Source organism: Sediminibacillus massiliensis, from assembly GCF_900156915.1.
In the GTDB taxonomy this organism is placed as follows: Bacteria; Bacillota; Bacilli; order Bacillales; family Amphibacillaceae; genus Sediminibacillus_A; species Sediminibacillus_A massiliensis.
The window spans coordinates 2,567,796-2,579,875 of the sequence record NZ_LT732535.1 but is presented as its reverse complement, the minus strand read 5'-3'; the positions used below and the strand labels follow the sequence as shown (position 1 = coordinate 2,579,875).

The 12,080-nt window shown below is 42.9% G+C and carries 10 protein-coding genes; all 10 read left to right on the top strand.

All coding sequences use genetic code 11. From position 1 onward, the window contains the following. Positions 1-17 precede the first annotated feature (17 nt). The 10 genes from CZ434_RS13475 (at position 18) to CZ434_RS13430 (ending at position 11,995) form a co-directional block, all read left to right on the top strand. Positions 18-458 carry a threonine/serine exporter family protein gene (locus tag CZ434_RS13475; RefSeq protein ID WP_077623622.1) on the top strand — a complete coding sequence of 147 codons (441 nt, stop codon included), beginning with the start codon at positions 18-20 and terminating at the stop codon, positions 456-458. A gap of 41 nt (positions 459-499) precedes the next feature. Continuing rightward, positions 500-1,945 carry a glycoside hydrolase family 1 protein gene (locus CZ434_RS13470; RefSeq protein ID WP_077623621.1) on the top strand — a complete coding sequence of 482 codons (1,446 nt, stop codon included), beginning with the start codon at positions 500-502 and terminating at the stop codon, positions 1,943-1,945. A gap of 89 nt (positions 1,946-2,034) precedes the next feature. Continuing rightward, positions 2,035-2,937, top strand: coding sequence for an AEC family transporter (locus CZ434_RS13465; RefSeq protein WP_077623620.1), 903 nt, complete (start codon positions 2,035-2,037; stop codon positions 2,935-2,937). A 194-nt stretch (positions 2,938-3,131) separates the two neighbouring features. Further along, positions 3,132-4,097, top strand: coding sequence for an NAD(P)/FAD-dependent oxidoreductase (locus tag CZ434_RS13460; protein WP_245831073.1), 966 nt, complete (start codon positions 3,132-3,134; stop codon positions 4,095-4,097). A gap of 361 nt (positions 4,098-4,458) precedes the next feature. Continuing rightward, the gene (locus tag CZ434_RS13455) at positions 4,459-5,424 is read left to right on the top strand and encodes an NAD(P)/FAD-dependent oxidoreductase (RefSeq protein WP_245831073.1); all 966 of its coding nucleotides are present in this window, start codon (positions 4,459-4,461) and stop codon (positions 5,422-5,424) included. A gap of 930 nt (positions 5,425-6,354) precedes the next feature. Beyond that, positions 6,355-6,666 carry a PTS sugar transporter subunit IIB gene (locus CZ434_RS13450; protein ID WP_077623619.1) on the top strand — a complete coding sequence of 104 codons (312 nt, stop codon included), beginning with the start codon at positions 6,355-6,357 and terminating at the stop codon, positions 6,664-6,666. A gap of 28 nt (positions 6,667-6,694) precedes the next feature. Next, on the top strand, positions 6,695-8,029 hold the full coding sequence (gene celB, locus CZ434_RS13445) for a PTS cellobiose transporter subunit IIC (RefSeq protein ID WP_077623618.1): 1,335 nt from the start codon (positions 6,695-6,697) through the stop codon (positions 8,027-8,029). Positions 8,030-8,056: 27 nt separating this feature from the next. After that, a complete protein-coding gene (locus CZ434_RS13440) occupies positions 8,057-8,362 on the top strand; it encodes a PTS sugar transporter subunit IIA (RefSeq protein ID WP_077623617.1) in 306 nt (101 codons plus the stop codon). A 27-nt stretch (positions 8,363-8,389) separates the two neighbouring features. Further along, complete coding sequence (locus tag CZ434_RS13435) at positions 8,390-9,778, top strand: glycoside hydrolase family 1 protein (RefSeq protein WP_179107271.1); 1,389 nt, start codon at positions 8,390-8,392, stop codon at positions 9,776-9,778. 279 nt (positions 9,779-10,057) lie between these two features. Further along, positions 10,058-11,995 (top strand): BglG family transcription antiterminator, encoded by a 1,938-nt coding sequence (locus CZ434_RS13430; RefSeq protein WP_077623615.1) that lies wholly within the window; start codon positions 10,058-10,060, stop codon positions 11,993-11,995. The last annotated feature ends 85 nt before the right edge of the window (positions 11,996-12,080 follow it).

The window sequence follows — 12,080 nt, the reverse complement described above, 5'->3', positions numbered from 1 at the left end:
GGAAAGGGTATACATCTATGGTAGAGCAGTTGATTACTAGTTTTATTGCGGCAGCCGGGTTCGGTATTCTCTTCAATGCCCCCAAAAACTCACTGATTCAATGTGGTATTGTCGGTATGCTTGGCTGGGTCCTCTATTTTGGTTTGGCGGCAGAAGGAACGGATGCTGTTCCCGCCACGCTAGCCGGAGCTACTCTCGTCGGCGGTCTCAGCCAGGTTTGCGCAAGATTCTATAAGACACCGGTCATTATCTTTAATGTATCCGGAATCATCCCGCTGGTACCGGGAGGACTTGCTTATGATGCCATGCGAAATTTCGTGGTGAATGATTACAACCTGGCAGTACAGCTTGCCGCAAAAGCATTCCTAATTTCAGGCGCAATTGCAATTGGACTTGTTTTCTCGGAAGTTGTCAATCAGATTATTAAAAAGGCTGGCAGTAAACCAACCGTCAGATAAACATCAGACCGGCTTTTGACTCAATTTAGAGGAGGAAGTATATGATACATAACAAATTAAAGCCTTTTCCGGATAATTTCCTATGGGGAGCTGCGTCGGCAGCATATCAAATTGAAGGGGCATGGGATGTAGACGGAAAGTCGCCATCCATCTGGGACGAATTTGTCCGTATCCCCGGAAAAACATTTAAAGGTACAAACGGAGATATCGCTGTAGACCATTACCATCGCTGGAAAGAAGATGTACAGTTGATGGCTGATATGGGATTGAAAGCTTACCGTTTTTCCGTATCCTGGCCACGCGTGATCAAGGATGGAAACGGTGAAATCAATGAAAAGGGACTAGAGTTTTACGACAATCTTGTTGACGAACTGGTAAAAAACAATATTGAACCGATTGTCACGTTGTACCATTGGGATTTACCACAAGCATTGCAAGAACAATACGGCGGCTGGGAATCCAGGCAGGTAATTGATGACTTCTATCGCTATAGCACGACGTTGTTCAAACGCTTGGGAGACCGTGTGAAGTATTGGGTAAGCCTTAATGAACAGAATATATTCATCAGTCTTGGCTATCAGAAGGCGGCCCATCCGCCAGGGGTAACCGATATGAAGCGAATGTATCAGGCGAACCACCATGCGAGCCTGGCCAATGCGAAAGTGATCGCTGATTTTCACGATTATGTGCCTGAAGGAAAAATAGGACCGAGCTTTGCGTATGGCCCAGCCTATTCTTATTCTTCCCATCCAGAAGATGTATTGGCAGCTCAAAATGCAGAAGAGATGCAAAGCCATTGGTGGATGGATGTGTATGCATGGGGCAAGTATCCACAAGCGATTTGGGATTACTTGGAAGATAACGGGTTGGCGCCGGATCTCGAAGAGGGCGACATGGAGTTGTTGGCTAAAGGCAAACCTGATTTTATGGGCGTCAATTACTACAAGACGACCACATATGAGCGAAATCCGCTAGTTGGCGGAACAGGGGAAGGGGAAATGAATACATCCGGTAAAAAAGGGACAACACAGGAGAGCGGTATTCCTGGACTCTTTAAAACGAAAAAGAACCCCAACCTGGAAGCCACTAATTGGGATTGGGAAATAGACCCTGTGGGGCTCCGAGTCGGGTTAAGACGCATCACTGATCGTTACGGGCTCCCGATTTTGATTAGTGAAAACGGGCTTGGAGAATATGATAAACTAGAAGAAAATGATGTGGTCAAGGACGATTATCGGATCGATTATTTGAAAGGCCATTTGCAGGAGTGCCAGAAAGCAATTACGGATGGCGTAGATTTGATGGGTTATTGTGTCTGGTCTTTCACCGACTTGCTCAGCTGGTTGAATGGCTATCAGAAACGATATGGCTTCGTCTATGTAAACCGTGATGAAGAAAGCGAGAAAGATTTGCGCCGAATAAAGAAGAAAAGCTTTGACTGGTATAAGGAAACAATTGAAACGAATGGAGAAAAACTGAACGGATAAACGTGCTAATCGAAAGGGCCTTGGTACAGGCCCTTTTTGATTGGTTTGATCTGTTGGTAAAATCGAACTGATGCTTGGGGGGTGATATGATGGAATTTTTAGGGGTACTGATTCCGATTTTCGGTGTGTTTGCCCTTGGCTTTGTTGGCCAAAAGGTCTGGAAATTCGATATTAAACCGATATCCACGGTCGCTATTTACTTAATGTCCCCCTTCCTCGCCTTCCGTACTTTTTATGAAAATGAAATTACGCTTGATTATGTTTACTTGAGCATATATTTGGCAGGACTGTGCCTGATTTCGATTATCTTCTGTTATTTGCTTGGAATGATGAGGAAATGGGAGTCGGATAAGACGAGCAGTATGATCCTTTCTTCTGCCTTCATGAACAACGGCAATTACGGGGCCCCGTTAGTCTTATTGATATTTGGCGAAGAAGGGTTTCATTATGCGGTTATATTGATGGTTTTACAACAATTGATCATGTGTACGGTCGGGATATACTATGCAGCCAAGGGTGGTGATGCGGGAGGTAAAAAGGTATCGCCAATTAAGGCAGTTATCAAGGTACCGATAGTTTATGGTGCTTTGCTTGGCATCGTTTTCAACCTGATTTCCATCCCGATTGGTGACAGGATAAGTACAGCGGTGGATATGGTGGCTGATGCAACGATACCGACAGTGATGATTGTCTTGGGTATGCAGCTTGCCAATATTACGTTGAAAAAACTGGAATATACAGATTTGTCCATTGCCTTAGTAATAAAACTGGCCCTTGCTCCAGCTATTGCATATTTAATTACCAGTTTCCTTCCTATGGATGAGATGGTCAAACAAATCATGATTATTACCGCTGCTACTCCTACAGCAGCCAATACAACTATTTATGCGTTGCAGTTCAATACAAGACCCGGGTTTGTATCAAGCGCGACTCTGCTAAGTACTCTTTTCAGTATAATGACCATTCCGGTGCTGATGTGGATTATTTTGTAAGGTGATCGTAACATTGTCCCGTTGATTTGTAGTTCTATTAAGTGTGAAGGCAATAATTTTTTCCACTCCTCCCGTCCCTCCTTTTGGGAATTGCTTACTCGGTATCAATGCAATCCTGCGATTATAACAGATAAATGCAAGGTCAATTCGTTGAAATTACGGACCCGGTGAAGCAATTGGAGATAAATACCATGATGAAGTATGGTTTGCCAGCTTATACTAATAAGACAATTAACACGGGAAGTGATGCCTATATGCATGATTGTATTGTAATCGGAGGTGGAATAGCAGGGCTTCAGGCAGCTATCCAGCTTGGTAGATATCAACGAAATGTCCTGGTTGCTGACTCCAATCAGGGTCGCTCCAATTTATGCCGGTGCTATCACAATATTCTCGGCTGGCCAGACGGAATCAGTGGGGAGACTTTGCGTGAAACAGGCAGAATCCAAGCAGAAGAACTGGGTATTGAATTCAAGGATGTACACGTTCAAAAAGTGAACAAAGAACCAGGCGGTTTTAGAATCATAACAGCCCAAGATCAATTCAAAGCCAAATCGGTTTTGTTTGCAACAGGCGTTGTAGATCGTTTGCCCAATCTAGACAAACTTCTTCCTTGTTTGGGAATCAGCATGTACATTTGTCCGGATTGTGACGGCTATGAAGTATTGAATAAACCAGTCATTGTAATTGGTTCGGGAGATGCCGGAGCAAATATGGCCATTGCACTGACTTACTGGACTGATGAAGTAATATTGATTAACCATGAGATTGAAGAGATAGACGACCAATTATTGAAGGAGCTTTCCGATAAACAAGTGACTATCCACCAATCACCCATTCACTCATTGGAAGTGGATGGAGACAGGTTGAAAGGTGTCTTGCTGTCAAACGGTTTGAATATTAAAGCAGAACATGGTTTTGCGGCCCTTGGCGGAAATGAGGTCCGATCAGAACTTGCTGCGGATCTGGGCGTTGAACTTTACAAGAACAAGCACATACTAGTAGATCAACGGACAAAGATGACCAATATAGAAAACGTCTTCGCTGCCGGAGACGTAGTAGCTCATTCCGAACAAGTAACAATCGCCATGGGAGATGGCATGCAGGCAGCCATATGGATTCACAAAAAACTGAAACAAGCAACAGAAAGAAGCATGTAAAAATGCTTCTTTTTTTTGCTTTTTTCCAAGGTATTGGCTATTAAAAAATAAACAGTAGAGGGGAACTGCGACATAGTGAAAATTCTATTTTTTGAAGCTTATTCTTGTTCTGATTTTAGTTAAGCTTATATACTCGCTGCGGCAGAACACTTCGCTTTCCATGGGGACGGCCTCAGCCTCCTCATCAGCAAAAAGAGCTTCTTGCGGGGTCTTTANGCAATAATTTTTTCCACTCCTCCCGTCCCTCCTTTTGGGAATTGCTTACTCGGTATCAATGCAATCCTGCGATTATAACAGATAAATGCAAGGTCAATTCGTTGAAATTACGGACCCGGTGAAGCAATTGGAGATAAATACCATGATGAAGTATGGTTTGCCAGCTTATACTAATAAGACAATTAACACGGGAAGTGATGCCTATATGCATGATTGTATTGTAATCGGAGGTGGAATAGCAGGGCTTCAGGCAGCTATCCAGCTTGGTAGATATCAACGAAATGTCCTGGTTGCTGACTCCAATCAGGGTCGCTCCAATTTATGCCGGTGCTATCACAATATTCTCGGCTGGCCAGACGGAATCAGTGGGGAGACTTTGCGTGAAACAGGCAGAATCCAAGCAGAAGAACTGGGTATTGAATTCAAGGATGTACACGTTCAAAAAGTGAACAAAGAACCAGGCGGTTTTAGAATCATAACAGCCCAAGATCAATTCAAAGCCAAATCGGTTTTGTTTGCAACAGGCGTTGTAGATCGTTTGCCCAATCTAGACAAACTTCTTCCTTGTTTGGGAATCAGCATGTACATTTGTCCGGATTGTGACGGCTATGAAGTATTGAATAAACCAGTCATTGTAATTGGTTCGGGAGATGCCGGAGCAAATATGGCCATTGCACTGACTTACTGGACTGATGAAGTAATATTGATTAACCATGAGATTGAAGAGATAGACGACCAATTATTGAAGGAGCTTTCCGATAAACAAGTGACTATCCACCAATCACCCATTCACTCATTGGAAGTGGATGGAGACAGGTTGAAAGGTGTCTTGCTGTCAAACGGTTTGAATATTAAAGCAGAACATGGTTTTGCGGCCCTTGGCGGAAATGAGGTCCGATCAGAACTTGCTGCGGATCTGGGCGTTGAACTTTACAAGAACAAGCACATACTAGTAGATCAACGGACAAAGATGACCAATATAGAAAACGTCTTCGCTGCCGGAGACGTAGTAGCTCATTCCGAACAAGTAACAATCGCCATGGGAGATGGCATGCAGGCAGCCATATGGATTCACAAAAAACTGAAACAAGCAACAGAAAGAAGCATGTAAAAATGCTTCTTTTTTTTGCTTTTTTCCAAGGTATTGGCTATTAAAAAATAAACAGTAGAGGGGAACTGCGACATAGTGAAAATTCTATTTTTTGAAGCTTATTCTTGTTCTGATTTTAGTTAAGCTTATATACTCGCTGCGGCAGAACACTTCGCTTTCCATGGGGACGGCCTCAGCCTCCTCATCAGCAAAAAGAGCTTCTTGCGGGGTCTTTAGACTCGTGGGACTGCGATTACTCGCCCCATCGAAGACCTTTGGGACTGCGATTACTCGCCCCATCGAAGACCTTTGGGACTGCGATTACTCGCCCCATCGAAGACCTTTGGGACTGCGATTACTCGCCCCATCGAAGACCTTTGGGACTGCGATTACTCGCCCCATCGAAGACCTTTGCTGTTCCCACAGGAGTCTGCGTGTTCTGCCTTCGCTGTTAGGGATTTGCTGAATTTTGGTTAAGGAATACCCATGTTAAACAAATTTAGGACCACTTCCCATTTGATCAGAGGTTCTATTCAAAGCGGAGGAAAAATGCGAGACTCCAGTGGGAAAGGAACAGTCTGAAGACCCCGCAGTGATGCGTCTGCGTCTTCTAGTATCGCTTCGTAGTAAGCTTCCTCGACGCAAGGGAGCAAAGGAGCCCACCCAAGTAGTACCCTGGCTGAAGCGTTCCCCACGGAAAGCGAGTATTTTTCCGCAGCGTTGGACTACCACTCAATCAGAAAAGGATGGAAGGAAGTCCCGTTAAATGAAGTTAGTTATGTCACAGTTCATAGTTCCTCTTCATTAGTTCCTCTTCCTCTTTATTGAAACCGCAATCATTTCCGTTGGGCAACGGAAAAACAATGTGTGTAGATGAAAGCGGTTGTAAACTACAATGTAGTTAAGCAAGAACAAACAATAACTTTTTAACATTCTAAGGAGGAATTTTTAATGAAACATATATTACTAGCATGTTCAGCAGGTATGTCTACAAGCCTATTGGTGTCCAAAATGAAAGAAGCAGCTGAGAAAAAAGGAATCGACGCTGAAATTTGGGCGGTCGCACAAGATAAGGCACCAAAAGAGATGGAGAGAGCCGATGTACTATTAATTGGACCTCAAATGAGATTCATGAAGAAGAAGTTCTCTAAAACTGCAGAAGAAGTCGGCATTCCATTGGATGTTATCGATCCTGTCTCTTACGGAAGAGTCGACGGAGAAGCAGTACTTAACAAAGCTTTAGAGCTTATGGGTGAAAAATAGAGAAACCTTCGAGGGGGAGAGTTAAGCCATGAACAGATTTATGGAAATTCTTGAAAATATATTAATGCCAATTGCGGACAAGTTGAACAACAACCGCTATTTAACAGCTTTGCGTAATGGCTTTATGGTCGCACTACCATTCATCATTTTCGGTTCTATCTTCGTTGTTATTGCAAACTTGCCGTTTTTAGATAAGTTAATCGGAGAAGATGCATTTGCTTCTTACCAGGCTGCTCTTGGTCCTGCTTCTGCAGCGACCTTGAGTATAATGGGACTGTTTGTCATCGTCGGAATCGGCTATAAGCTCACCGAGCATTACGGTGCTGAAGCCATTTATGGCGGAACAGTAGCCCTTGCATCCTTTTTGATTCTGACTCCGCAAACCATTGATTTTGTCACATCGAATGAAACTACTGAACAAGTCAGCGGAGTAATTCCAACTTCAGTACTTGGCGCAGAAGGTATGTTCCTTGGAATTTTCACAGCCTTCATAGCAGCAGAGTTGTATCGCTTCTTTGTTCAAAAGAACTTGACAATCAAGATGCCGGCCGGTGTTCCGGATGCGGTTTCAAGATCATTCAGTGCATTAATTCCGATTACATTGACTCTTAGTGTATTCTTAGTTATTCGTATTATCTTCAGCTATACACCATTCAACACGGTGCAAAACTTTATTTACACATTGATTCAGGAACCGTTGACCGCTCTTGGAAGCGGGTTGCCTGCAACAATCATTGCGGTATTACTAATTCAGTTGTTCTGGTTCTTTGGCCTTCATGGGCAAATTATCATCAACTCCGTATTCGATCCAATCTGGTATGCACTTAACGACCAAAACCTGGCAGCGTTTCAAGCCGGTGAAGAACTTCCGAACATCGTAACAAAACAATTTCTTGATACATTTATCGTAGGTATCGGGGGATCTGGTATGACGCTTGCAGTTATTATCGGTATTTTCTTGATTGGCCGTAGCCGTCAATTGAAAGAATTGGGTAAATTGGGTGCTCCTGCGGGCATATTCAATGTTAACGAACCGGTTATTTTCGGTCTGCCTATTATCATGAATCCATTAGTGCTAATTCCTTGGTTGGTAGCACCAGTAGTCGTTGCCCTTATCACCTATTTCTCTATGGCAACAGGCATAGTACCGAAACCTGCGGGGATTATCGTTCCGTGGACGACTCCGGCCTTAGTCAGTGGATTCCTTGCAACAGGTAATGCATGGCAGGGGGCAGTATTGCAGGCGTTCAACATCTTGGTTGTCTTCATTATCTGGTGGCCGTTCTTGAAAATCATGGACAAACAATACTATGAAAACGAAAAATCTGCCGGAGAAGACAGAAACGAAGCCACAAATATGTAACTAACTTAGTGTTCAGGAGTGAAATTCATGGATAATATTACAGAAATTGCTTTTCAAATCATCCTTTTTGCCGGCAATGGTAAGTCCAGTGCAATGGAAGCCATCCAAGAAGCAAAAGAAGGTAATTTTGAAGAAGCTGACCGATTAATAGAAGAAGCCGGAACCGAACTCGGCAAGGCTCATAATTATCAGACAAAATTGCTGCAAGAAGAAGCAAGTGGGGAGGGGACTTCTGTGAATGTGATTCTTGTCCATTCACAGGACCACCTGATGACTTCCATGACCGTACGGGATCTCGCAGTAGAAATCATCGAAATTTATCGTAACAAGTAATCGAAACAAATATTGGAGGAATCGTCTATGTCTTTGAAATACAAATTCCCTGAAGGTTTTTGGTGGGGAAGTGCTACTTCTGCTACGCAAATTGAAGGGGCGGCAGATGAAGGTGGAAGAGGAAAAAACATCTGGGATGAGTGGTATGAAAAGGAACCAAACCGTTTCTTCGATGGTGTAGGTCCGGAAACTACTTCTGATTTTTACCACAAGTACAAAGAAGATGTCCAGTTGATGAAGCAAATCGGACATAACACGTTCCGTCTTTCGATCTCCTGGTCAAGATTGATTCCTGGTGGAAGAGGAGAAGTGAATCAGGAAGCAGTTACTTTTTATAACAATGTCATAGATGAATTGATAGCTAATGACATTGAACCATTTGTGAACCTTTATCACTTTGACATGCCGCTTGAATTGCAAAATGAAGGCGGCTGGGAAAGCAGAAGCGTGGTGGACGCTTATACCGAATATGCAAAAGAAGCGTTCCGTTTGTTTGGCGATCGTGTTAGTAAATGGTTTACATTCAATGAACCGATCGTTCCTGTCGAAGGCGGATATTTATATGATTTCCATTATCCGAACGTGGTGGATGCCAAGCGTGCGGCTCAAGTTGGATACCATACGATGGTGGCCTCTGCGAAAGCTGTAGAAGCATTCAGGACTTTCGACATTGCAAATGGGCAGATTGGTATCATCCTTAACCTGACACCTTCTTATCCAAGAAGCCAAAATCCGGCTGATTTAAGAGCTTCAAGAATCGCTGATTTGTTCTTCAACAGAAGTTTTCTTGATCCTGCCGTGCTAGGTGAATATCCTCAAGAGCTGGTCGAAATACTGACAGAGCATGGCCAGCTGCCAGTTACCGAAGAAGGGGACAAACAGTTAATTAAAGAAAATACGGTAGACATCCTTGGTGTAAACTATTACCAACCACGCCGGGTGAAAGCCAAAGAACATCTTCCGAATCCTTACAGCCCGTTCATGCCGGAGTGGTTCTTCGACCATTATGAAATGCCTGGCAGAAAAATGAACAAATATAGAGGCTGGGAGATATATGAAAAAGGCATTTACGATATCATGATCAACCTTAAAGAGAACTATGGAAACATAGAGTCGTTTATCTCTGAAAACGGTATGGGTGTCCAAGATGAGGATCGCTTCATTGAAAATGGCCAAATTCAGGATGATTACCGGATTGAGTTTATTCAAGGACATTTAGAATGGCTTCATAAAGCAATCCAAGAAGGTGCAAATGCCAAGGGGTATCACCTATGGTCGTTCATGGATAACTGGTCATGGATGAATGCCTATAAAAACAGATATGGCTTCTTCTCAGTAGATATCGAAACAAAAGAACGTACTCCGAAAAAGAGTGCAGAGTGGATTAAGCAAGTAGCGGAGAACAATGGTTTTTAACGTTGGTGAATAGAATAAGGCGTGACGGGAACATCAAAACCGTCACGTCTTATTTGCGTGATGGAAGTAAAACCATTTTCCCAAAGGTTGTTCTTGTAATATACTAGATTGGTACTATTTCCTCACACGGCAAGATGCGAAAGGGAATCTTGCCGACAAGGATATTCTTTTATGAAAACGAAAACACGGGTTGTGAATTATCGCTAAGAATGCCATCTGCAGGCCGGGATCCTTGCTTTTGGCTGAATATTTCAAATAGATATAGAGAGGGGTGATAGGATGGACTCTCGTATTATTACCATACTCCGCGAACTGATGGCTGCTAATACACCGCTCACCAGTGAATACCTTGCAAATCTTAATCAAGTCACATCCCGTACGACAAGAGAGGATGTCAAGCACCTGGATGAATTATTGGCGGGTAACGGTGCCAGTATTCAACCAATCCGGGGAAAGGGTTATTTACTAGAAACACCAGATGAGCAGAAGTTTCGCAAGTTTCTGCAGGAAGTATTGGAAGACGAAACAGAGGATGACCAGTCGATTCCCAACCTTCCCGAGGAAAGGACAGCTTACTTAATCAAGCGGTTGTTGCTGGCGGAAGGTTATTTAAAGCTTGATGATCTGGCAGATGAAATGCATATCAGCAAGTCAACTATCCAGAACGATTTGAGAAGTGCCAAGAAAATACTGGGTAAATACGGAATCTCCCTTGAAAAGAGACCGAATTATGGGCTGAAAGTTTCCGGTAGTGAATTGAAACTCCGTTTTTGTATGTCGGAATATCTTTTTGATCGGAGCGAGGAAGTTGGCTATGGAATGTTGAATGCACAGCTTTCTTCCATAGCCAAGGAAGACTTGACGGCAATTTGGCAAATTATCATGAATCAAATCAAGGAAAATGATATCACTTTGTCTGATATTGCCATCAATAATCTATTTATCCATATCGCCATCGCTTATAAAAGGATAAAAAGCGGTTACCATATCTCCTTGTTTAAAAAAGAATTGCAAGATATTATCGGACAAAAGGAATATGATGTGGCCAAGAAGATTGTCGACAAGGCCGAAACCGAATTGAATGTTATTTTTCCGGAAGCGGAAATTGCTTATATAGCCATTCATTTGCTCGGAACCAAAATGCTCAACCAGACTAACGACAAAGAAAAAGCAATGGAGCAAATGATGGAAGAGGATGTCTATAAACTTACCATGTCTGCCGTTGGCAAAATGGAAGAAAAGCTGCACCTCGGTATAAAGCAAGACCAGGAATTGATCATCAGTCTGGGCCTTCACTTGAAGCCTGCGATCAATCGCTATAAATATGGGATGAATATTAGAAATCCGATGCTTGACGATATCAAGGCCAATTATCCACTTGCTTTCGAAGCAGGAATTATTGTCGGGCTGGCATTGGAAGAGCATACCGGCGTGAAAATCGATGAAAATGAAATAGGCTACCTTGCTCTTCATATAGGTGCTGCTATAGAGAGACGAAAATTGAAAACAGGGCCTAAGCGTTGTCTGGTGGTTTGTGCTTCAGGCATGGGAAGCGCACAGCTGCTTTTGTATAAAATAAAGTCGAAATTCGGTCAGAAAGTCGAGGTTGCAGGCACAACAGAGTATTATAAACTACATGAAGCGGATTTTGACGAAATTGATTTTGTGGTAAGTTCTATCCCTATTCCGGACGAACTTCCTGTACCAGTGATAGAGGTCAATACTATACTGGGTGAAAACGATTTGAAAAAAATTGAAGGGCACGTGAATGACAATAATAAAAGTGTCTATGAGTTGTTCAGGAAGGATCTGATTTTTTTCGATCAGGCTCTTGATACAAAAGAAGAAGTGCTCGCATTTTTTGAAGAAGTTTTAAGGGAGAAGGGACTGGTCGGGAATACTTTTATAGATGCTCTGCGTGAACGTGAAGCAGTAGCTCCGACAGCATTCGGTAACCTCGTAGCTGTTCCGCATCCCATTACACCACAGTCAACTGAGACATTCTTATCTTTCTGTATTCTGAGGAAACCGATTGAGTGGGCTGACAAACGGGTACAGTTTGTCTGTCTGCTAAGTGTTGCAAAGGATAGCACAGAAGATTTACAAAGTATGTATGACATCCTTGGTAAGGTGATTGATGATCCAGGAGTTGTCCAGCGGTTGTTGAAAACAAAAACTTATGAAGAATTTATGAAGATCATTATCAACAGTCACTAAGAAAAAACAGGTAGTCTGACAGACTATTCTGTTTTTTTTCTTTCAGTAAGCCGAAACGGTGGTAGAATAGAAAGAAATCAGAAAA

Excerpts from the sequence above, each read along its gene's own strand:
- CZ434_RS13475 (WP_077623622.1), top strand. The coding sequence starts at position 18 with ATGGTAGAGCAGTTGATTACTAGTTTTATTGCGGCAGCCGGGTTCGGT.
- CZ434_RS13470 (WP_077623621.1), top strand. The coding sequence starts at position 500 with ATGATACATAACAAATTAAAGCCTTTTCCGGATAATTTCCTATGGGGA.
- CZ434_RS13465 (WP_077623620.1), top strand. The coding sequence starts at position 2,035 with ATGGAATTTTTAGGGGTACTGATTCCGATTTTCGGTGTGTTTGCCCTT.
- CZ434_RS13460 (WP_245831073.1), top strand. The coding sequence starts at position 3,132 with ATGAAGTATGGTTTGCCAGCTTATACTAATAAGACAATTAACACGGGA.
- CZ434_RS13455 (WP_245831073.1), top strand. The coding sequence starts at position 4,459 with ATGAAGTATGGTTTGCCAGCTTATACTAATAAGACAATTAACACGGGA.
- CZ434_RS13450 (WP_077623619.1), top strand. The coding sequence starts at position 6,355 with ATGAAACATATATTACTAGCATGTTCAGCAGGTATGTCTACAAGCCTA.
- celB (WP_077623618.1), top strand. The coding sequence starts at position 6,695 with ATGAACAGATTTATGGAAATTCTTGAAAATATATTAATGCCAATTGCG.
- CZ434_RS13440 (WP_077623617.1), top strand. The coding sequence starts at position 8,057 with ATGGATAATATTACAGAAATTGCTTTTCAAATCATCCTTTTTGCCGGC.
- CZ434_RS13435 (WP_179107271.1), top strand. The coding sequence starts at position 8,390 with ATGTCTTTGAAATACAAATTCCCTGAAGGTTTTTGGTGGGGAAGTGCT.
- CZ434_RS13430 (WP_077623615.1), top strand. The coding sequence starts at position 10,058 with ATGGACTCTCGTATTATTACCATACTCCGCGAACTGATGGCTGCTAAT.